This window comes from Faecalibacterium sp., from assembly GCF_052358865.1.
Taxonomy (GTDB): Bacteria; Bacillota; Clostridia; order Oscillospirales; family Ruminococcaceae; genus Faecalibacterium; species Faecalibacterium butyricigenerans.
Genome location: NZ_DAWCVJ010000014.1, coordinates 1 through 20,211, shown reverse-complemented (window position 1 = coordinate 20,211; position 20,211 = coordinate 1). Strand labels below are relative to the sequence as shown.

Annotated in this window: 18 protein-coding genes and 1 other annotated feature; of the genes, 1 reads left to right on the top strand and 17 read right to left on the bottom strand. The window is 61.7% G+C overall.

Annotation, left to right across the window (positions count from 1 at the left end; genetic code table 11):
• Positions 1 to 82: 82 nt before the first annotated feature.
• The 5 genes from ACT8X9_RS04050 to rpsO form a co-directional block, all read right to left on the bottom strand.
• Positions 83 to 739: a methionine ABC transporter permease gene (locus ACT8X9_RS04050; RefSeq protein WP_249234277.1), complete on the bottom strand. Its 657-nt coding sequence runs from the start codon at positions 737 to 739 to the stop codon at positions 83 to 85.
• Positions 736 to 1,749 (bottom strand): methionine ABC transporter ATP-binding protein, encoded by a 1,014-nt coding sequence (locus ACT8X9_RS04045; RefSeq protein ID WP_444268195.1) that lies wholly within the window; start codon positions 1,747 to 1,749, stop codon positions 736 to 738. Before ACT8X9_RS04045 ends, ACT8X9_RS04050 begins: the two co-directional genes overlap by 4 nt.
• Positions 1,750 to 1,770: 21 nt before the next feature.
• Positions 1,771 to 2,691, bottom strand: a complete 921-nt coding sequence (locus ACT8X9_RS04040) for a MetQ/NlpA family ABC transporter substrate-binding protein (protein ID WP_227620321.1) — start codon at positions 2,689 to 2,691, stop codon at positions 1,771 to 1,773.
• 112 nt (positions 2,692 to 2,803) lie between these two features.
• Positions 2,804 to 3,066, bottom strand: a binding site (T-box leader).
• A gap of 145 nt (positions 3,067 to 3,211) precedes the next feature.
• On the bottom strand, positions 3,212 to 5,356 hold the full coding sequence (locus tag ACT8X9_RS04035; RefSeq protein WP_444268194.1) for a polyribonucleotide nucleotidyltransferase: 2,145 nt from the start codon (positions 5,354 to 5,356) through the stop codon (positions 3,212 to 3,214).
• A 218-nt stretch (positions 5,357 to 5,574) separates the two neighbouring features.
• Positions 5,575 to 5,829, bottom strand: coding sequence for a 30S ribosomal protein S15 (gene rpsO, locus ACT8X9_RS04030; RefSeq protein ID WP_005933138.1), 255 nt, complete (start codon positions 5,827 to 5,829; stop codon positions 5,575 to 5,577).
• A 227-nt stretch (positions 5,830 to 6,056) separates the two neighbouring features.
• Here rpsO and ACT8X9_RS04025 point away from each other — a divergent pair, with 227 nt between their 5' ends.
• Positions 6,057 to 7,607, top strand: coding sequence for a carboxylesterase family protein (locus tag ACT8X9_RS04025; RefSeq protein WP_444268193.1), 1,551 nt, complete (start codon positions 6,057 to 6,059; stop codon positions 7,605 to 7,607).
• Positions 7,608 to 7,682: 75 nt separating this feature from the next.
• Here the strand turns inward: ACT8X9_RS04025 and ribF are convergent, their stop codons facing one another.
• The 12 genes from ribF to ACT8X9_RS03965 form a co-directional block, all read right to left on the bottom strand.
• Positions 7,683 to 8,600 (bottom strand): riboflavin biosynthesis protein RibF, encoded by a 918-nt coding sequence (ribF, locus tag ACT8X9_RS04020; RefSeq protein WP_444268192.1) that lies wholly within the window; start codon positions 8,598 to 8,600, stop codon positions 7,683 to 7,685.
• Positions 8,601 to 8,606: 6 nt separating this feature from the next.
• The gene (gene truB / locus ACT8X9_RS04015) at positions 8,607 to 9,500 is read right to left on the bottom strand and encodes a tRNA pseudouridine(55) synthase TruB (RefSeq protein WP_444268191.1); all 894 of its coding nucleotides are present in this window, start codon (positions 9,498 to 9,500) and stop codon (positions 8,607 to 8,609) included.
• Positions 9,500 to 10,483, bottom strand: coding sequence for a DHH family phosphoesterase (locus tag ACT8X9_RS04010; RefSeq protein ID WP_412589387.1), 984 nt, complete (start codon positions 10,481 to 10,483; stop codon positions 9,500 to 9,502). Before ACT8X9_RS04010 ends, truB begins: the two co-directional genes overlap by 1 nt.
• Before the next feature lie 31 nt (positions 10,484 to 10,514).
• Positions 10,515 to 10,901, bottom strand: a complete 387-nt coding sequence (gene rbfA / locus ACT8X9_RS04005; protein WP_227620315.1) for a 30S ribosome-binding factor RbfA — start codon at positions 10,899 to 10,901, stop codon at positions 10,515 to 10,517.
• A gap of 64 nt (positions 10,902 to 10,965) precedes the next feature.
• Positions 10,966 to 13,428, bottom strand: coding sequence for a translation initiation factor IF-2 (infB, locus tag ACT8X9_RS04000; protein ID WP_444268190.1), 2,463 nt, complete (start codon positions 13,426 to 13,428; stop codon positions 10,966 to 10,968).
• The gene (locus ACT8X9_RS03995; RefSeq protein ID WP_227620313.1) at positions 13,425 to 13,802 is read right to left on the bottom strand and encodes a L7Ae/L30e/S12e/Gadd45 family ribosomal protein; all 378 of its coding nucleotides are present in this window, start codon (positions 13,800 to 13,802) and stop codon (positions 13,425 to 13,427) included. Before ACT8X9_RS03995 ends, infB begins: the two co-directional genes overlap by 4 nt.
• A complete protein-coding gene (rnpM, locus tag ACT8X9_RS03990) occupies positions 13,786 to 14,091 on the bottom strand; it encodes an RNase P modulator RnpM (protein WP_227620312.1) in 306 nt (101 codons plus the stop codon). Before rnpM ends, ACT8X9_RS03995 begins: the two co-directional genes overlap by 17 nt.
• Positions 14,092 to 14,124: 33 nt before the next feature.
• On the bottom strand, positions 14,125 to 15,246 hold the full coding sequence (gene nusA, locus ACT8X9_RS03985; RefSeq protein WP_227620311.1) for a transcription termination factor NusA: 1,122 nt from the start codon (positions 15,244 to 15,246) through the stop codon (positions 14,125 to 14,127).
• A gap of 74 nt (positions 15,247 to 15,320) precedes the next feature.
• Positions 15,321 to 15,806, bottom strand: a complete 486-nt coding sequence (rimP, locus tag ACT8X9_RS03980) for a ribosome maturation factor RimP (RefSeq protein WP_227620310.1) — start codon at positions 15,804 to 15,806, stop codon at positions 15,321 to 15,323.
• Positions 15,807 to 15,932: 126 nt separating this feature from the next.
• Entirely contained in the window at positions 15,933 to 17,174 is a 1,242-nt protein-coding gene (locus tag ACT8X9_RS03975; protein WP_412589380.1) for an aminopeptidase, read from the bottom strand.
• Positions 17,175 to 17,813: 639 nt separating this feature from the next.
• Positions 17,814 to 19,235: a glycine--tRNA ligase gene (locus ACT8X9_RS03970; protein WP_444268189.1), complete on the bottom strand. Its 1,422-nt coding sequence runs from the start codon at positions 19,233 to 19,235 to the stop codon at positions 17,814 to 17,816.
• Positions 19,236 to 19,498: 263 nt separating this feature from the next.
• Positions 19,499 to 20,059, bottom strand: coding sequence for a hypothetical protein (locus ACT8X9_RS03965; protein WP_444268188.1), 561 nt, complete (start codon positions 20,057 to 20,059; stop codon positions 19,499 to 19,501).
• Positions 20,060 to 20,211 lie beyond the last annotated feature (152 nt).

Below are 20,211 nucleotides of genomic sequence, written 5' to 3'. Positions count from 1 at the left end.
AAAGCTTTCCGCTATGCCAAAGCCTCCCCTCGTTAGGGGAGGTGGCACGGCGACAGCCGTGACGGAGAGGTTGAGCGACCACTTACTTTCTCAGCCGCTTATCGCTCTTGGTCGCCCAGAAGGTGCCGACGGTCTGGAACACCTGCACCATGAGCACCAGCAGCACGACGCAGACGATCATGATGTTGGTCTGATAGCGGTAGTAGCCGTAGGACAGGGCGATCTTGCCCAGACCGCCGCCGCCGATGACGCCGGACATGGCCGAGTAGCCGAGGATGGTGGTCAGGGCAGTGGTCATGCTGGAGATGAGACCGGGCAGGCACTCGGGGATCATGACCTTGGTGATGATCTGGAAGGGGGTCGCGCCCATGCTCTGGGCTGCTTCCACGACGCCCTCGTCCAGCTCGCGCAGGCTCGTCTCCACGAGGCGGGCCACAAAGGGGAAGGCCGCGACCACCAGCGGAACGATGGTGGCCTTGGTGCCGACGGTGGTGCCCACGATGGCGCGGGTCAGCGGGAAGACACAGATCATCAGGATGAGGAAAGGCACGCTGCGCAGGATGTTGATGACGATGTTCAGGATGTGCATCAGCCAACCCGGCAGGGGCAGCACGCCGTCCTTGTCGCCCGCCACCAGCAGAACGCCCAGCGGCAGGCCCAGCACCAGAGAAAATGCCGTGGAGAGGACGGTCACATAGAACGTCTCCCAGATGGCGAAGCCATAATCTGCAAAGCTCATTCTCCGGTCACCTCCTCAACGGTCACACCATTCTGGCTGCGCATATAGCACACAGCCTGCTTTGCCTGTTCGGTATCGCGGGGAAGCTTGAGCAGCATCGAGCCATAGCACTGGCCGCTCAGGTCGCGGGTGTCGGCGCTGAGCACCGACACAAGGATGTCCTTCTCCGCTGCGAGGCTCGCCACCAGCGGCTTTGCGGTGGACGAGCCGTTAAAGGTCACACGCACGACATGGTCGTCGGGCGCAAAACTCGAGAGGTCGCGGGCCGCGCTGCCGCCGTTGGGGGCGACGAGGCGCTTGGCCGCAGCTGTCTTGGGATTTGCGAAGATCTCGCGCACCTCTCCCTGCTCCACGACCACGCCGCCGTCCAGAATGGCGACCCGGTCGCAGATCTCTTCCACGACACTCATCTGGTGGGTGATGACCACCACCGTGATGCCCAGCTTTTTGTTGATGTCCTTGATGAGGGTCAGGATGGCGTGGGTCGTGTTGGGGTCCAGCGCACTGGTGGCCTCATCGCAGAGCAGGACTTTGGGGTCGGTGGCCAGCGCACGGGCGATGGCGATGCGCTGCTTCTGGCCGCCGGAGAGCTGGGCGGGGTAGGCGTTGGCCTTATCGGGCAGGCCCACCATTTCCAGCAGCTCTCTGGCGCGCTTTTCGGCGTCGGCCTTCTTCACGCCCGCCAGCTCCATCGGGAAGCAGATGTTCTTCAGGCAGCTGCGCTGCATCAGCAGGTTGAACTGCTGGAAGATCATGGTGATGTCCCGGCGGCGCTCCCGCAGGGCGGCGGGAGACAGGGTCTCCATCGCGGTGCCGTCGATGACGACGCTGCCCTCGGTGGGGCGTTCCAGCAGGTTGATGCAGCGCACCAGCGTGGATTTGCCCGCGCCCGACATACCAATGATGCCGTAGATAGAGCCATCGGGGATGGTCAGGTCGATGTCCTTCAGCGCATTCACCGCGCCGTCCTTCATCTGGAAAGTCTTGGAAAGGTGTTTGATCTCGATCACAGTTTACTCCTTAGTAGGGTCTTAACCCTCGATGGGGGCAAGGCTGTCCTGCTTGCCGCCGTAGATGCCCATCGGCTCGACGTGGATGCCGGCGACCGTCACCAGATGGGTGCCCTTCTCCTCATTGAAGTTGTCCAGATACGGCTGATGCTGGAAGTAGTTGGTGTCGCACTGGCCGTCCTCGACGATGGTGTTGGGGATCACATAGTCGTCGTACTCCTGAATGTCCAGCGTGATGCCCTTTGCGGCCAGAATGTCCTTGCAGACCTCCAGCACCTCGCAGTGGGGAGCGGGGGTAGCGGCGCAGCTGACGGTCTCGCCGTTCAGTGCGTCATAGTCGATGGAGGGATCGTAGCCGTCGGTGGGGTTCTCGACGACGGAGACGACAGCGCCCTTGTAGTTTTCATCCATGAAGTCCTTGACCTGCTGGCTCTGCAGAGCAGCCACCAGCGCCTTGATCTTCGGCTCGTTCTCGTTGCCCTCCTTGCAGACCAGCACGTTGACGTAAGCAGAGGAGCCGTCCTCCATGGCCAGAGCGTCGGTCATGGGGTCCAGACCAGCGGAGATGGCGTAGTTGGAGTTGATGACCGCGTAATCCTCGTCCTGCAGGACGTTGGGCACCTGAGCAGCCTCGACCTCATCGACGGTGACATTCAGGGGGTTCTCCTCGATGTCGTTCTTGGTGGCGGTCAGACCGGCGTCTGCCTTCAGCTTGAAGAAGCCGTTCTTCTCCAGCAGGGTCAGGGCGCGGGCCTCGTTGGTGGTGTCGTTGGGGACAGCGACCTTGATCTTGTCCAGCTTTGCAGCAGCGGAAGCAGCCTCAGAAGAAGCAGCGCCGGAAGCAGCAGAGCTTGCGGTGGAGGAAGAGCCGCCGCAGGCGGTCAGGGCAGCAGCAGCGGCTGCAACACCAGTAACTTTCAGAAAATCACGACGAGTAATCATAGTTTTGTTCCCTCTCTATTGTTTGGATAAAATGTACAGCGGCGCGGCACAGTCCGCGCCAGCTCTGGACGGAAGCTCGAAAAAAGCCCCCGTCCCTGTCAGCTCTGCGCTGCACAAGGACGGAGGCCTGAAACTTCCGTGGTACCACCTTGGTTCGCAGCATCCTCACGGACGCTGCCTCAAAACTGCGGCAGAAACTCTTTCTGCTTACAGCCGGACGCTTTAACGGGCGCACCCGTCGCGGACTAGTGCTCTTGCTCGTCGTCCGCGCAGCTCCGAGACCATTTTCAGCTCCCTGTTTCCTGCCCTTTTCCATCCTCCGGGCTTTCTGGTAAGGCTCATGCGAAAGCTTACTCTTCTCTTCACAGCCATTTTTGTGATATTGCGTTTATTGTACTCGCCTTGACAGGATTTGTCAACCCTTACAACAAACTTTTCTGGTAGGGAATTAAAATTTTTTCGCCCGGCAGACAAAAATGCCCCCGCGCGAGGTGCGCGGAGGCATTTTGGAAAACGTGATTTAGCCCTGCTCCTGCTGTGCCTTCTTGGCTTCCAGAGCCAGAATGGCATCGCGGCGGCTCAGGTTGATGCGGCCCTGCTGGTCGATGTCCGTCACCTTAACGACGATGGCATCGCCCACGGCGACCACATCCTCCACCCGCTCGACCCGCTTGGTGTCCAGCTTGGAGATGTGGACGAGGCCCTCCTTGCCCGGAGCGATCTCGACGAAGGCACCGAAGTTCATCAGACGGGTGACTTTGCCCTTGTAGATGGCACCGATCTCGGGGTCCTCCACGATGGTCCTGATGGTAAAGATAGCCCGCTTTGCGTCCTCCTGATCCACCGCAGAGACGAAGACATGGCCGTCCTCCTGCACGTCGATCTTGCAGTTGCAGGTGGCGCAGATGTCCTGAATGACCTTGCCGCCCTTGCCGATGACGTCCTTGATCTTATCGGTGGGGATCATCATGCTGAACATCTTGGGTGCCCAGCGGCTCAGCTCATGGCGAGGCTCGGCGATGACCGGCTTGATGATCTCATCGAGGATGTACAGACGGCCCTTGCGGCACTTCTCGAAAGCCTCGGCGATGATGTCGTAGGTCAGGCCGTCGATCTTGATGTCCATCTGGATGGCGGTAATGCCCTTGCGGGTGCCGCCCACCTTGAAGTCCATGTCGCCGTGGAAGTCCTCGACGCCCTGAATGTCCAGCATGGTCATCCAGCGGTCGCCCTCGGTGATGAGGCCGCAGGAGATGCCGGCGACCGGAGCCTTGATGGGCACGCCTGCGTCCATCAGGGCCAGCGTAGAGCCGCAGATGGAAGCCTGCGAGGTAGAGCCGTTGGAGGACAGAACCTCAGACACGCAGCGGATGGTGTAGGGGAACTCCTCCAGAGAGGGCAGCACGGGCACGAGAGCGCGCTCGGCCAGTGCGCCGTGGCCGATCTCGCGGCGGCCGGGGCTGCGGGGTGCGCGGGCCTCGCCGACGGAGTACGGCGGGAAGTTGTAGTGGTGGATGTACCGCTTGGTCTGCTCGTCGGTCAGGTCATCCATGAGCTGGTTGTCCTTGGTGCCGCCGAGGGTGCAGGTGGTGAGCACCTGCGTCTGGCCGCGGGTGAACATACCGGAGCCATGCACGCGGGGCAGGATGCCGACCTCTGCGGCCAGCGGACGGATCTCGTTGATGCCGCGGCCATCCACGCGCTTGCCCTCATCCAGCAGCCAGCGGCGGACGACGTACTTCTGCATCTTGTAGCTGACGAGGTCGAGGTCGGCGTCGGTCAGGTCGGGGTACTCCCCGGCGATCTTGTCCATGATGGGCAGCAGGGCGGCGTCACGCACATTCTTGTCGTCGGTGTCCATGGCGGCCTTGAAGTCGTCCAGATACTTCTCCTTGATGGCATGGAACATATCCATATCGAGGCCCACGACCTGAAAATCGATCTTCGGCTTGCCGCGCTCGGCCACGATGCTGTTGATGAAGCCGATGACCTTCTTGATCTCCACATGAGCGGCCTTGATGGCGTCCAGCATGGTGTCCTCATCCACCTCGTTGGCACCGGCCTCGATCATGACGATCTTGTCCATGGTGGCGGCAACGGTCAGGGCCAGATCGCTCTTTCTGCGCTGCTCCTGCGTGGGGTTCAGGACGATCTCGCCGTCCACCAGACCCACCTGCACGCCGCCGATGGGGCCGTTCCAGGGGATCTCCGACACGGCAGTGACCAGCGAAGCGCCGATCATACCGGCGATCTCGGGGCTGCAATCGGGGTCAAGGCTCATGACCGTCATGGTGATGCAGACGTCGTTGCGCATCTCCTTGGGGAACAGGGGGCGCATGGGGCGGTCCACGACGCGGCTGGTCAGGATGGCGCGCTCGCCGGGGCGGCCCTCACGGCGCATGAAGCTGCCGGGGATGCGGCCTGCGGCGTAGAGCTTTTCCTCGTACTCCACGTTCAGGGGGAAGAAATCGACGCCTTCGCGGGGCTTGGGGCTCATGACCACGTTGCACATCACGCAGGTCTCGCCGTAGCGGATGAGGGCGCTTGCGTTGGACAAGCCGCACATCTTGCCCATTTCCACCTTGAAGGGGCGGCCTGCCAGCGTAGTCTCGTAAACTTTGAAGTTGTCAAAGTTTTCTTTGCGGGAACCAAATTCGATTGCCATTTGGTTTGCCTCCTTATGTCCGTTTGATATTCCAAAAGGCTGCCCGCCGCGCATCATAGCAATAAATCCAGCGTCCGTACCAAGGCACAGGCGCTCGATTTACTGCTGCAACACGCAGCAGCGGCCTATTTGTTCCAGAGCTTGGGATACAAGGGAAAATCCAACAAAAAAGAGCAAAGGGCAGGCACCACATTGCGGTACCTGCCCTCTGTTTTCTATTACTTACGCAGACCCAGAGTTGCGATCAGAGCACGGTAACGCTCGATGTCCTTCTTCTGGAGGTAGGCCAGCAGATTGCGGCGGCGGCCAACCATCTTCATCAGACCACGGCGGCTGTGGTGATCGTTCGGGTTCTTCTTCAGATGCTCGTTCAGCTCGTTGATGTGAGCGGTCAGCAGAGCGACCTGAACCTCGGGGGAGCCAGTGTCCTTCTCGGTCAGAGCGACTTTGGCCATAACTTCCTGCTTGTTCATAGTAACAGTACCTCTTTATAAAATTTTATTTGCCGACGGCACAGCAGCGGGAAAACGGTACTCCCGGATGGGCATACTCCCAGCCCCGTATCGCGGTAACAGTGCTAGTATAACAGAAACAACCGTAAAAAGCAAGAAAAATTTTTACAGATGTGCAAAAATGAGGATATTGTTTTTCTGTCGAGTCATGGTATAATCTGTCTGTTATCAAAATGAGGTATCTCTATATGTTATGTGAATTTTCCCGCCGCAGCTTCCTGAAAGGGAGCGCAGCCGCCGCAGCGGCGCTGGCCTGCCCGCTCTGCCCGGCCGATGCCGCTCCTTCCCCATCCGAAAACGGCCTGTTCTCCCCCGTCACGCCCCTCCGCCCGACCCAGTACGGCCCGGTGCGGGGCAGGGCGCGGGAGGACGGCACCCTTTGCTGGTACGGCATCCCCTACGGGGCCGCACCTACAGGCGAGGACCGCTGGACATCCCCCCGAGAGCCTGCCCGCTGGCGGACGGTGCGGGACTGCACCGCCCCCGCCCCGGCAGCGTATCAGTACACCAGCTTCCCCCTCGGCACCGAGGACTGTCTGACGCTGGACATCTATTCCGTGCCGGAGGCAAAAAAGCGGCCCGTCCTCGTCTATCTCCATGGCAGCGCTTTCTCCGGCTCACCGCAGGAGCTGCCCGGCAGTGCACTTGTACGGGACACCGGCTGCGTCTTCGTGGCCCTCAGTTACCGGCTGGGGCTGTTCGGCTGGAACTGCCTGCCCGCCCTCACTGCCGGTTCAGACACCGCCGGGAACTTTGCCCTGCTGGACATCCTCCGGGCGCTGGACTGGGTGAAGGAGAACATCCACCACTTCGGCGGCGATGGGGCCAGCATCACCCTCTGCGGCTTTTCCGACGGCGGACGGATGGCGGCTGCCCTCGCGGCAAGTCCCCTCTCCCGGGGCCGTTTCCAGAGGGCCGTTGCGCTCTCGGGCGGCTGGTCTCTGGCCGACCCGGACACTTCGGCCTGTCAGCTGGCCGAGCGCTTCGCGCCGCTGGCCGTGGAGGACGGCCTCTTTGCCGACCCGGCTTCCGCCGCCGGATGGCTGCTGACGCCGGGGGCTGACGTCCGGGAGTGGCTCTGCGGCCTCGAACCGGCCCGCATCGCGGCCCTCGGTGTGCCCTCCATCCTCTATGCCGACGAGGCGCTGCTCCCCCGGGATGCCCGGAGCGCCGTCCCCTTCCTGCTCCTGAGCAGCGCCACCGAGTTCAGCGGCCTCGTCCGGGACGACCTGCGGCCCGCCTCCGGCCCGGCCCGGGCCTACGCCGTCCGGTACGGCTCGGCCCTCTGCCGGTGGAGCAGCACCGAGGCCCTCGCCGAGGCGCTGGGCGGCAGCGCACCGGTCTGGCTGGGCCTCATCGACTACGGCGGGGCCGACAGTCGCACCGTCCTCCCGGGCCTCGGCTCCTTCCACGGCATCCTGCTGGCCCTTTTGTCGGGCGAGAGCAGCTTCTCCCGCTGCGCCGACCTCTCCTCCGAGGGTGCACAGGCCCTCTCTTCCCGCCTGAAGCAGTCCCTCGCCGATTTCATGACCAGCGGCACCCCGGGCTGGGCGGAATGGACGCCCCAGAGCCGCACCGTCCTCCGTCTCGACGCGGACAGCACTGCGTGCTTTTCCTCCCTCTCTGCCTACCCCGACACCCGGGAGAGCATCCGCGCCGCGATGGCCGCAGACGCCTCCCTCTCCGACGCCGAAAAGGAAACGGTGGAGCATCTTTACCTCTCGGGCTTCTACTTCTGACCAAACAGAAAGCACCCCGCCGATGCAAGCGCATCAGCAGGGTGCTTCTTTCTTTTTGTTCCGCGGACGGTGCCGTCACTCCGCAAAGTATTCCTGTGCGCGCTTCGCGGCGTGGTCGATGCACTCACGCAGCTCATCCAGCGTGTCGAACTTTTTGCTGGGGCTGAGGTAGGCGTGGAACTCCACCACCGGGTCGGTGCCGTAAAGGTCGCCGGTAAAGCCCGGGATGAAGGTCTCACAGGTCACTTTGCTCTCGTCGCTGTTGACGGTGGGCCGGGTGCCGAGACCAGTGGCCGAAGGATACCAGTGCTCTCCGATCTTGGTGCGGGTGATATAGATGCCGTACCGGGGGAGCTGGAAGCCCTGCGGATAGATCTGGTTGATGGTGGGCACCCCCAGCGTCCGGCCAAGGCCTGCCCCGTGGTGTACCGTGAAGCGGATGGCGTAGGGCATCCCCAGCATGGCGTTGGCCGCCGGGATGTCGCCGCCCTCCAGAGCGGTGCGGATGCGGGTGGAGGAGACCGGCTTCTCCTCGAACTGCGCCATCGGCAGAACGATCACCTCCACACCCAGCGGTGCGCAGAGCTGACGCAGCAGCTCCGGCGTGCCCGCCGCCTTGGCACCGAAAGTAAAGTTCTCGCCGCAGAACAGCGCCCGGGCGTTGCAGTCCCGGATGATGCCCAGCACGAACTGCTCGGGCGTCATGGCCTTGATCTCCTCGAAATCGGGGCAGAGGTAGTGCTCGACGCCGAGGCTGGCGATGAGGGCGTGCTTGTCCTCGGTGGAGAGCAGCCGCTTGCCCTTCATCTTGTTCTCGGCGGGCAGGCGGAAGGTGAAGACCACCGGGGCCGCGCCATGGGCTTTGGCCCACTCCACCGCGCTGCCGATGACAGCCCGGTGGCCGATGTGGATGCCGTCAAAAAAGCCCATTGCCACAGCAGAGCCGTGGGCACCGCCCAGCGCAAGCGGCGCAAGCTGCGAATAGATCTGCATGAATGTTTAGTCCTTTTCGTTTCTCTCTACGAAGAGTTTTTCGACCTTGAGCACGCCGCCGGTGATCTTTGCAAGCCCGAGGAACTGTCCCCCGGCGCTGCGCACGCGGTAGCGGCCATCTGCCGCCGGGTAGCGGCTGGTGGGGCAGCCATTGTAAAGATGCTGCTCCACCCTCGGCTCCACCACCAGCAGGGGCAGAGACTCGAACACGCTCTCCACCGGCAGCATCAGCGCCTGCAGCGCCTCGGGGCCTGCGTCCTTCGCGGCCTGGATCTCTTCCAGCGTGTGGGCGTCGGCCTCGGTGTAGACGCCTGCCGTCGTCCGGCGCAGAGCGCTCATGGTGCCCTTCTGGCCCATCTCAGCAGCGATGTCCTCCAGCAGGGTACGGATATAGGTGCCCTTGGAACAGCAGACCGTGAGGACGTATTCGTTCTCCGCCGGGCTGCCGCCGTACCGGATGTCCAGTATCTCGATGGGGCGGGCCTTCCGCTCCACGGTCACGCCCTCGCGGGCCAGCTTATAGAGGGGCTGGCCGTTGAGCTTGACCGCCGAATACATGGGCGGCGTCTGCATCTGCGGGCCGAGGAACCGGGGCAGCACCGCCAGCAGCTCGGCCTCCCCCGCCGTCACCGGGGCCGTTTCCAGCACGGTGCCGGTGATGTCGCCGGTGTCGGTGCGCAGCCCCAGCTTCAGCCGGGCGCAGTAGGTCTTGGTGTGGTCGAGCTGAAGGTCCACAGCCTTGCTGGCCCCGCCGCAGAACACCGGCAGAACGCCGGTGGCCATGGGGTCGAGGGTGCCGCTGTGGCCCAGCTTGCGGGTACCGAGGATGCCGCGCAGCTTGGCGATGACGTCGAAGCTGGTCCAGTCCATCGGCTTATCTACGATCAGGATGCCCTGCATCAGCCTTCCTCCTGCATCTCGGGGCGGTCAAGCTCCGCCTGCACTTCGGCCAGAATGGCGTTCTTGGCGTTGTCGAGGTTGCCCAGCAGCTCACAGCCCGCCGCGCGGGTATGGCCGCCGCCGCCCAGACGCCGCGCGATGGCGCAGGCGTCCACGCCCTTGGCGGTGCGCACGCTGATGCGGTAGCTGCCGCCGGGCTGCTGGCGGAGCAGCAGCCCTACTTTGACGCCCTCGATGCTGATGGGCAGGCTGGTCAGCTCCTCCAGATCCGCAGGGTCCACGCCGCTCTGCTCGATCTCGTCGCGGGTGAGGTACATCAGGGCGCAGCGGTCGTCCAGATGATATTCCAGATGGTTGCGGGCGATGCGCTCGGCCTCCATCCGCTCCCGGGGCTTGGTGTCAAAGAGCAGAGTGTTCAGCTCTTCCAGCTGCGCGCCCGCCAGAATGAGCTTCGCCGCCACAAGGTGGGTGTTGGCCGTGGTGGACGAGAAGCGGAAGCAGCCGGTGTCGGTGGCAAGGCCGGTGTAAAGGCAGTTGGCGATGAGGGGGGTGATCTCCACGCCCATCTCGCAGATGACCTCATACAAAAGCTCTGCCGCTGCGGCCGCGCTGCCGTCCAGCAGGGTGAAGTCCGCATAGCCGCTGTTGCCCGCGTGGTGGTCGATGCAGAGATCGATGTGGCGGGTATACTGGGGCACGCCGTTATTTTCGCCGAAGAGCTGCACGCTGGCAACGTCCACGGCCACGACGGTCTTCGGCTCAAAGCCGCCCCGGAACAGCACCGGCGCGGTAAAGCTGTAGCGGGAGGGCACTGCATCGGAGCAGAGGACAGCCGCCGTCTTGCCCAGCGCCTTGAGCGCATGGCAGAGGGCGCTGCCGCAGCCGATGGTGTCGCCGTCCGGGTTTTTATGACACAGGATCAAAATGTTGTCCGCAGCACAGAGGCGCTGGGCCATCTGCTGCACATTGAGCTGTTCTGTCATTCGATGGATCATCCTTTCCGCAGCGCTGGATTTATTCCTCGGTCTCGGCGGGCTGAGTCTCCTCGGCATCGCCATTCACATTCAGCGTGCGGAGCAGCTCGTTGATGTGGGCTGCATAGGCGGCACCGTCGTCCTCCACAAAGATGAAGCGGGGTGCCTTGCGGATGTGCATCTTCTTGCTCACTTCGGTGCGCACATGGCCTGCGGCGCGGTTCAGGGCCTCGATGGCAGGCTTGGGGCCGTCCTCGCGGCCCATCACGCTCACATAGACCTTTGCCACGTCCAGATCCGGCGTCACATCCAGCCGGGTGACGGTCAGCAGACCGCCCTCCAGCCGCGGGTCCTTCAGCCGTCCGATGATGGCGATCAGCTCACGCTTCATGTCCTGCGCCAGACGGCCCATATTTTTCTGAGACATAGTTTCTCCTCTAAAAAGTCTGTTATCACCGCCCGATGGGCGGTGATAACAGTACCTTCAACTCTTAGTCGCGGTATTCTTCCATCTTGAAGGCCTCGTAGACGTCGCCTTCCTTGACGTCGGCAAACTTTGCCAGAGTGACGCCGCACTCGTAACCCTCGGCCACTTCCTTGGCGTCGTCCTTGAAGCGCTTCAGCGATGCGATCTCGTCCTCGGTGATGACGATGCCGTCACGGACGACGCGCACCTTGCTGTCGCGGGTGATCTTGCCGCTGGTGACGCGGCAGCCTGCGACGGTGCCGACATTGCTGATCTTGTAGACCTGACGGACCTGCAGCTCGCCCAGAGACACCTCGCGGAACTTGGGAGCCAGCATACCCTTCATAGCGTCGGTGACGTCGTTGATGGCGTCGTAGATGACGCGGTACATCCGCATCTCGACCTTGGTGGCCGCAGCCTCTTCCTTCGCCACATTGTCGGGGCGGACGTTGAAGCCGATGATGATAGCGTTGGAGGCGTCGGCCAGATCGACGTCGGACTTGCTGATGGCGCCGACACCGGCGTGGATGACGCGGACGCGGACCTCCTCGTTGGAGATCTTCTCGAGGCTCTGCTTGACGGCCTCGGCGGAACCCTGCACATCCGCCTTGACGACGATGGCCAGCTCCTTCATGTCGTTCTGTGCCATCTGACTGAACAGGTTATCCAGCGTGACCTTCTGGAAGGAGGAGAACTGCTTCTCCTTGGCGGCGGCAACACGCTGCTCGGCCAGCTCACGGGCCAGACGCTCGTCCTCGACGGCCTCGAACAGGTCGCCGGCCTCCGGCACAGCGGTCAGACCGGTGATCTCCACGGGGGTGGAGGGGCCTGCGTCGTTCAGCAGCACGCCCTTGTCGCTGCGCATGGTGCGCACGCGGCCCACAGCGGTACCGGCGATGATGACGTCGCCGGAGTGGAGGGTGCCGTTCTGCACCAGAATGGTAGCGATGGGACCCTGACCCTTATCCAGACGGGCCTCGACGACAGCACCCTTGGCGCGGCGGTTGGGGTTGGCCTTCAGCTCCATGACCTCGGCCTCCAGCGCGATGCGCTCCAGCAGGTCGTTGATGCCCATGCCGGTCAGGGCAGAGACGGGGATGCAGGCCACGTCGCCGCCCCAGTCCTCGGTGATGATGCCGTACTTGGTCAGGCCTTCCATCACACGCTCGGGGTTGGCGGTGGGCTTATCCATCTTGTTCATGGCCACGATGAGCTTGACGTTGGCAGCCTTGGCGTGGTTGATGGACTCGACGGTCTGGGGCATGATGCCGTCATCGGCAGCAACGACCAGAACGGCGATGTCGGTCATGTTGGCGCCGCGGGCACGCATGGAGGTGAATGCCTCATGGCCCGGAGTATCGAGGAAGGTGATGAGGCTGTCGTTGACCTTGACCTGATAGGCGCCGATGGCCTGCGTGATGCCGCCGGCCTCGCCTGCGGTGACGTTGGTCTTGCGGATGGCGTCGAGGATACTGGTCTTGCCGTGGTCAACGTGGCCCATGACGCAGACGACCGGGGGACGGGTGACGAGGTCTTCCTGTGCGTCCTCCTCCTGCGTGAACAGGCGCTCTTCGATGGTGACATGGACTTCCTTCTCGACCTTGGCGTGGAACTCCTCGGCCAGCAGAGAAGCGGTATCGAAGTCGATGACGTCGTTGATGGCGTGCATCTCGCCCATCTGCATGAACTTGGCGATGACCTTGCCTGCCTGCTGCTTCAGGCGGGCGGCCAGCTCGCCGACGGTGATCTCATCGGGGATAAGGACCTTCAGCTGTGCGTTGCGGGCCTTTTCCAGCTGGATGCGCTGCAGACGCTCGAACTCGGTCTCGCGCTTGCCCTTCTGGAACTGCTGGCGCTGGCGCTGGCCGCGCTGGGTGAACTTCTGCTTGTTGCCCTGCGGGGTGGGCTTGCGGCGGTTCTCGGTGTTCTTGGTGGAGGCCAGATCGTCGTAGCGGGCATCGAAGCGGTCCACGTTCATATCGACAGTGCGGGTATCCACCGTCACCTGATTGTCCTCGCGGCGGACGGAGACGGACTGTGCGGGGGCAGCGACGGCCTTTGCGCCGGTCTCACGGGCCAGATCCTGCAGGGAGACGGTCTTCTCCTCCCGCTTCTTGTGCTGCTCGGGCTTCTTGCCGTTGTCGTGCTTGGCGGCGGGCTTTGCCTCAGCCTTTGCAGGCTCGGGCTTCTTCTCGCTCTTGGCCTCCGGCTTCTTCTCCGCCTTCGGCTCTGCCTTCTTCTCGGCAGGCTTCTTCTCGGCAGGCTTCGCCTCGGCCTTGGGGGCCTTGGCGCTGTTCAGGAACTCGTCGAGGTTCTTGACGCTGTTGTCCTTGCTGAACTTCTCCAGCAGGAAGTTCAGCTCGTTCTCCTCCAGAGTGGAGCTGTTCTTCTTGCCGGTGCTGCCCATGGCGTTCAGTTCATCGAGGACCTTCTTGGCAGAGATGCTCAGGTCCTTTGCAAAATCGCTCACTTTATATTTTACGGTCATTCGCTCATATCCTCCTCATTTTGAATCGCTCCGCACGCCGTCAGCCGGTCAAAGCAGAGCTTGGCGAGGTTGCGGTCGGTGACAGCATACACGGCCACCGGTTTGCGGCTGATGTCAGCCAGCTTATCCTGTGTCAGCGGCATGGGGATGACGTCCACCATATCGCCCACAGCGTAGTTGAGCCGCTGCACGGTCTTGGCGCTGGCGTCCGACGCGGTCATGACCAGCCACGCCTTGCCCTTGACGACGGCCTCCTCCACTGCATCGAAGCCCATGGTCAGTGCGCCCGCCTTGCGGCAGAGGCTCACGGCCTGAAACAGGGCCTCCTTCGGCTCGAGGGCCGGTTTTTCGGGGGCGTTATGCTTCTTTGCCATCGCGGTCAGCCTCCTTTTCCACTTCCACACCGGCCAGCTGCTGGGCCAGTGCATCGTATACCTCGGCGGGGACCGGCTGCTCAAAGCAGCGTTCCAGCGCCTTCTTCTTCTTTGCCTTTGCAAGGCAGGCGGCATCCGGGCAGAGGTAAGCACCGCGGCCGGGCTTCTTGCCCACGGGGTCGATGCTGATCTCTCCGCTGGGTGCGCGCACCACACGCACCAGCTCCTTCTTGGGGCGGCTGGTCATGCAGCCGATGCACTGGCGGGCAGGGATCTTTTTTTGTGCCATCCGGTTTTCCCTCCTTCGGCAGGTGTTCTGCGCTTATTCTGCGGCGGTGTCTTCGGTCTTCTCCGCCTCGGCAGCCTTCGGCTCTTCCTCGCCGTAGTAGCCGCTCTCGGGGCGGATGTCGATGTTGTAGCCGGTCAGGCGGGCGCACAGACGGGCGTTCTGGCCCTTATTGCCGATGGCAAGGCTCAGCTGCTGGTCAGGCACGGTCACGCGGCAGGAGCGGGTCTCGCCGGGCAGAAGCTCGACCTTGACCACCTTGGCGGGGCTGAGGGCAGCGGAGATGAACTCGGAGACATCCTCGCTCCACTTCACGATGTCGATCTTCTCGCCGCCCAGCTTCTCGACCACAGCGGCCACACGGTCGCCGTGGGGGCCGATGCAGGCGGAGACGGGGTTGACGTTGGGGTCCTTGGACCAGACGGCCATCTTGGTGCGGGCGCCGGCCTCGCGGCTGATGGCCTTGACCTCGACGGTGCCGTCATAGATCTCGGGCACTTCCAGCTCGAACAGACGCTTGACGAGGCCGGGGTGGGTGCGGCTGATCATGACGCGGGGGCCGCGCTCGCTGGCCACCACATCCACGATGTAGACCTGCAGCATCTGGCCCTCGGTGTACACCTCGCCGGGCACCTGCTCGTTGCGGGGCAGGATGGCCTCGCCGCCCTTGCCCAGATCGAGGGCAACGATGCCCTTCTCGGGGTCAACGCGGGTGACAGTGGCCTGCACGATGTCGTGGGCGCGGGACTGGATCTCGCTCAGCTGCTGGCTGCGCTCGGCCTCGCGGATGCCCTGACGGATGACGTGCTTTGCGGTCTGGGCGGCGATGCGGCCGAAGTCCTTGGTCTTGAGGGGGGTCACGACTCGGTCGCCCACCTGATAGCTCTTGCGGATGTGCTGTGCCTCGGTGATGCCGATCTCGCTGTGCTCGTCGTACCAGTCCTCGTCGGCCACGACGTCCTGAATGAGGGCGACGTTGAACTTGCCGGTCTCGGGGTCGATCTCGACCATGACGTGGTCGTCCTCGACCTCATAGTTCTTCTTCACGGCAATGATGATAGCAGCCTTGATCTTGTCGATCAGGTACTCTGCCGTAATGCCGCGCTCGTGCTCCAGCATGGAGAGAGCTTCAAAAAATTCGTTGTTCGCTGCTGCCATTTTTCGGGTTCCTCCTAGTTTATATTGTATCTTCTCTCGGTTCCTCTTTGGCTCTCCCCCCGGGAGAGCTGTTTTCAGTCAAACAGGTGTTCATCATCACAGAGATGGACGCTGGATGCAGCGCTCACCTCAAAGCTCACCGGGCCGTTCTCGGTCTCGACCGTGACGGTGCTGCCCTCACGGCCTTTGAGGATGCCGGCAAACTCGCGCACGCCGTCGGCGTTGGGGCGGATGAGCTTAACGCCGATCTTTTCGCCCTTGAGCGCCTCGTAGTGCTCCGGGCGGGTCAGCTTGCGGCCAAGGCCGGGGCTGCCCACCTCGAGATAATAGCTCTGGTCGATGGGGTCTGCCTCATCGAGGATGGGGTCCAGCGCGTGGGACACTTCCGCACAGGTGTCGGTGTCCATGGTGCCGTCCTTGTCGATGAGCACGCGAAGATACCAGTCCGGCCCTTCCTTCTCAAAGACCACATCCCACAGGCGCAGGCCCATGCCCTCCACGGTGGGGCGGACAAGCGCTTCGACTCTCTGGGCGGTATTGCCGCCAGACTGCTTCGCCATAAAAAACCTCCAAACAAACAAGAAAAGCGGACCTTGCGGCCCACTTTCCAATAAAACTATAGCGTACTACTAGAATATAGCATACTCTTGCGAATTATGCAAGCTTTTTCGTGAAAAATCCTCTTCTCACAGCACCCAGACGCCGTCGCGGAAGAGTTCCACGGTGCGGCCGTCACGGCATTTGCCGGTGATATGGCTGTCCTCCGCGCCGACCATGACATCCTCGTGGATGGTGGACTGGTTCATGCCCCGGGCCAGCAGCTCGTCCTTCGACAGGCGGGTGCCGTTCTCGGTGGTGCCGGGATAGCTGGCACCGAAGGCGATGTGGCAGGCAGCGTTCTCGTCGAAAAGGGTGCTGTAGAACAGCGCGCCGCTGCGGTTGATGGGGCTGGAGGCGGGCACCAGCGCCACCTCGCCGATGCTGCGTGCGCCCTCGTCGGTGTCCAGCAGCTGGCCCAGCAGCTCTGCGCCCTCCTCGGCCCCGTGCTCCACGACCCGGCCATCCTTGAAGGTGACGTGGAAGCCCTTGATGAGCTGGCCGTTGAAGACATAGGGCTTGGTGCCGTAGACGATGCCGTCCACCTTGTCCTTGTGGGGTGCGGTGAATACCTCCTCGGTGGGGATGTTGGGCAGGAAGACCACGCCCTTCTCGCTGACGCTGGCGGCGCTTTCCCAAGTGGCCTTATCAGCGATGCCCACGGTCAGGTCGGTGCCGTTGGCGCTCTCGAAGTGGACGCTCTCGAGGTCGAGGGCGTTCATCTTGTTTTTCAGGTCGGTCAGGCGGTCGAGATGGGCCTTCCACTCGTTGACCGGATCGCCGTTCGTCACCCGGCAGACGTCGAAGATGAGCTTCCAGAGCTTCTCGACGGCGGCAGCCTCGTCCAGCTCCGGGAACATCTTCTTGGCCCACGGGGCGCTGGGCATGGCGGCAATGGACCACTGGACGCGGTCGTTCATGGTGTACTCCCGCCACGGGGCCATGAACTTGCGCTGACCGGCGTTCACCCGGCTGATCTTCGCACCGTCCAGACCGGCGTAGACCTCGGGGTCGTCGGCGTGGATGTGGAGGACGCAGACGCCGCCCTCGCTCTCGGCGTAGTCGAGATAGCGGCGCAGCTGCCACGACTTGAAATCGCTCAGAGCCTCCTCGCTGCCCAGCTCCATCCGGCTGCGGGAGACGTCGTTGTCGCTCCAGTTCACCAGCACGTCACGGGCACCGGCCTCGTAGGCGCTGCGCACGCACAGACGGGCCAGCGGAGCGGCCTCGAGGCAGCAGTTGATGATGAGAGTCTGGCCCGGCTGGGGATTCACGCCCACCCGGACGATGAAATCGGCATATTTTTTCAGAAGAATATCAAAGTTTTCCACAAAGATTCCTTTCTGCCGTGCAGAACACGGCGGTGCATTTTCTGCTTAACAGTATAACCCATTTACAGGGGAGTTGTCCATATTTGAAATTTCAGGAGATCCATTGCCTTTTTCACGTTATCGTGTTATACTATAGATACAAAAAGAGAGTGTTGCCCGGCAAACGGTCTTCGCTCTTTGGCTAGTCACAAAAATGACCGCTCAGTTTGCGAGACTGGGGGCGGTCATTTTTTGTTGCCGAAGATTTTCCAAGCGATGTCGAACATTCCAAAGCCGACCGTTGCAATCAGCGTCAGCAGAGCTAAAGTCTCCAAAAGCGTCATGGTCCATCCCCCCTTTCGCAGTGAAGCGTCAGGGGTGCAGCAATGCAGGCTCCCTGACACCGTGCCAAAGAGCTGCAAGACCGCCTGCCGTATGTGGGCAGCACTCTCATATTTTAAGTATAACAGACATTCCGTAGTTTTTCAACAAAAAATGACCGCCCAGTTTAGCCCACTCGTGCGGTCATTCTTTGTGATTGACTTGCCGGAAAGGTACTGACCGTTTGCCAGACAGCACTTTCTTTCGTTGTATTACACCACAGCCCCGCCGAAATTGCAACGGCGGGGCTGTTTTTTCACTCACAAAAGTAAGTTTTTATCAGAACTCGATCTTGCTCTCGATGTAGCTCTTCAGCTCGGAGATGGGCATACGCACCTGCTCCATGGTGTCGCGGTCGCGGACGGTGACGCAGTTGTCAGCTGCGATGCCCTTGGCCTCGTCGCCCACGGTGTCGAAGTCCACAGTGATGCAGTACGGGGTGCCGATCTCATCCTCGCGGCGGTAGCGCTTGCCGATGGAGCCGGTGTCGTCGTAGTCCACCATGAAGTACTTGCTCAGCTCGTTGCGGATCTCCATGGCCTTGTCGCCCAGCTTCTTGCTCAGGGGCAGGACGGCGCACTTGTAGGGAGCCAGAGCCGGATGCAGGTGCAGGACGGTGCGGATGTCCTCCTTGCCCTTGCTGTCGGTCAGGTGCTCCTCGTCGTAGGCCTCGCACAGGAAGGCCAGAGCCACACGGTCACAGCCCAGAGACGGCTCGATGACGTAGGGGATGTAGTGCTCGTTGGTCTCGCTGTCGAAATACTCGAGGCTCTTGCCGGAGGCCTCCTGATGGCGGGTCAGGTCGTAGTTGGTGCGGTCTGCGATGCCCCACAGCTCGCCCCAGTCGGTGAACGGGAAGGCATACTCGATGTCAGTGGTAGCGCGGCTGTAGAAGGCCAGCTCGGCAGGCTCGTGGTCACGCAGGCGCAGATGCTCCTTCTTGATGCCAAGGCTCAGCAGCCAGTTCTCGCAGTAGTCCTTCCAGTAGCTGAACCACTCGAGGTCGGTGCCGGGCTTGCAGAAGAACTCGCACTCCATCTGCTCGAACTCGCGGGTGCGGAAGGTGAAGTTGCCCGGGGTGATCTCGTTGCGGAAAGCCTTGCCCACCTGACACACGCCAAAGGGCAGCTTGCGGCGGGTGGTGCGCTGGATGTTTGCAAAGTTGACGAAGATGCCCTGTGCGGTCTCGGGGCGGAGATAGCAGGTCGAAGAGCTGTCCTCGGTGACGCCGATGGCAGTCTTGAACATCAGGTTGAACTTACGGATGGGGGTGAAGTCATGCTTGCCGCAGACGGGGCAGACGATGTCCTCGTGCTCGGCGATGAAAGCGTCCATCTCGTCGAAGCTCATGGCATCGACATTGACCTCGGGGTGCTCCTCGCCGATGAGTTTATCGGCGCGGTGGCGGGCCTTGCAGGCGCGGCAGTCCAGCAGGGGGTCAGAGAAGCTGGAAACGTGACCGGTCGTCACCCAGGTCTGGGGGTTCATGATGATGGCGGCATCGAGGCCGACGTTGTAGGGGCTTTCCTGCACGAACTTCTTCAGCCATGCCTTCTTGACGTTGTTCTTGAACTCGACGCCCAGAGGGCCGTAGTCCCAGCTATTGGCCAGACCGCCGTAGATCTCAGAGCCGGGGAACACATAACCACGGTTCTTGCAGAGATTGACGATCATATCAAGGGTCTTTTCGCTCTGTTCCATTGTAAGTACATCCTTTCCGTCCGCGGCTGGTTTGCCGTGTCGTGTTGTAGTATTCTCCCGGCCGCTTTCCCCGCAGCCGGGCGTGCCTTTCCTGTCGAAAGCACATTATCTTTACTTTATCATGTTTTGGGGGGATTGTAAAGGCCAAACCGCGTTGTTCTTCCACGTCCCTTCCCTGAAAACACCAAGGCCCGGGGTGTCTCCACTCCGGGCCTTGGTGCCATTTTTTATCGAAGAAATAGGGAATTACTTAGTTGGAAAAATCAGGCAGTAACCTCGACGGCCTTGCAGGTGACAACGACCATGACGTAGTCTACTTTATTGTTGCCGCTGCCCACGCTGAACTCCTTCATGCTCAGCTCGTACTTGTCGCCAGCCTTGATCTTAGCCACGCCATCGATCTTGACATCACTGTGGTTGAAAGCGTTGTTGATGTTGATCTCTGTAGCAAAGGGCGTCACGAGCATCATGTTCTTGGCGATCTTCTGAGCCTTATCACCCTTCGTCAGCTTCTTGGTCTCAAAGTAGTTGTACCAGACATAGGTGTCGCCTTTAACCTCGGCCTTCAGTGCAGTCTTGAAGGCAGCATCCCAAGTCGTCGTATCAGTCTTGATCTTGCCGTCTTTGTCCTTAATAGCCGTAACTGCCTTGTTTGCCAGATCGTCATCGACTGCCTTGACGGTAGCCTTAGAGTTAGCAACCTTCAGCATACCCTCCAGCTCGTCAGCGACCTGACGAGAAGAGATGCTTGCGCAGCCGGTCAGCATGGACATTGCCATGACGCCGGTCAGGACGAGGGCCAGAAGTTTCTTTGCCATTTTCATGATTTTTTGCCTCCATAAGTAAAAATAAATTATACAGGCAGGCCATCCATTTCCGGCTGTCGGCCTGTGGCCTCATTATACCGCCCGCCGGCGGGGGGGGGGGGGGGTCGGGGGGGGAGGAGGAGGGGGTTGAGGGAGGGTGGATTGCGGGG

Excerpts from the sequence above, each read along its gene's own strand:
- rimP (WP_227620310.1), bottom strand. The coding sequence starts at position 15,806 with ATGGCGAAGCAGTCTGGCGGCAATACCGCCCAGAGAGTCGAAGCGCTT.
- nusA (WP_227620311.1), bottom strand. The coding sequence starts at position 15,246 with ATGGCAGCAGCGAACAACGAATTTTTTGAAGCTCTCTCCATGCTGGAG.
- ACT8X9_RS03965 (WP_444268188.1), bottom strand. The coding sequence starts at position 20,059 with ATGAAAATGGCAAAGAAACTTCTGGCCCTCGTCCTGACCGGCGTCATG.
- infB (WP_444268190.1), bottom strand. The coding sequence starts at position 13,428 with ATGACCGTAAAATATAAAGTGAGCGATTTTGCAAAGGACCTGAGCATC.
- ACT8X9_RS04050 (WP_249234277.1), bottom strand. The coding sequence starts at position 739 with ATGAGCTTTGCAGATTATGGCTTCGCCATCTGGGAGACGTTCTATGTG.
- ACT8X9_RS03970 (WP_444268189.1), bottom strand. The coding sequence starts at position 19,235 with ATGGAACAGAGCGAAAAGACCCTTGATATGATCGTCAATCTCTGCAAG.
- ACT8X9_RS04025 (WP_444268193.1), top strand. The coding sequence starts at position 6,057 with ATGTTATGTGAATTTTCCCGCCGCAGCTTCCTGAAAGGGAGCGCAGCC.
- truB (WP_444268191.1), bottom strand. The coding sequence starts at position 9,500 with ATGCAGGGCATCCTGATCGTAGATAAGCCGATGGACTGGACCAGCTTC.
- ACT8X9_RS04035 (WP_444268194.1), bottom strand. The coding sequence starts at position 5,356 with ATGGCAATCGAATTTGGTTCCCGCAAAGAAAACTTTGACAACTTCAAA.
- rbfA (WP_227620315.1), bottom strand. The coding sequence starts at position 10,901 with ATGTCTCAGAAAAATATGGGCCGTCTGGCGCAGGACATGAAGCGTGAG.
- ribF (WP_444268192.1), bottom strand. The coding sequence starts at position 8,600 with ATGCAGATCTATTCGCAGCTTGCGCCGCTTGCGCTGGGCGGTGCCCAC.
- rpsO (WP_005933138.1), bottom strand. The coding sequence starts at position 5,829 with ATGAACAAGCAGGAAGTTATGGCCAAAGTCGCTCTGACCGAGAAGGAC.
- ACT8X9_RS03995 (WP_227620313.1), bottom strand. The coding sequence starts at position 13,802 with ATGGCAAAGAAGCATAACGCCCCCGAAAAACCGGCCCTCGAGCCGAAG.
- rnpM (WP_227620312.1), bottom strand. The coding sequence starts at position 14,091 with ATGGCACAAAAAAAGATCCCTGCCCGCCAGTGCATCGGCTGCATGACC.
- ACT8X9_RS04040 (WP_227620321.1), bottom strand. The coding sequence starts at position 2,691 with ATGATTACTCGTCGTGATTTTCTGAAAGTTACTGGTGTTGCAGCCGCT.
- ACT8X9_RS04010 (WP_412589387.1), bottom strand. The coding sequence starts at position 10,483 with ATGACAGAACAGCTCAATGTGCAGCAGATGGCCCAGCGCCTCTGTGCT.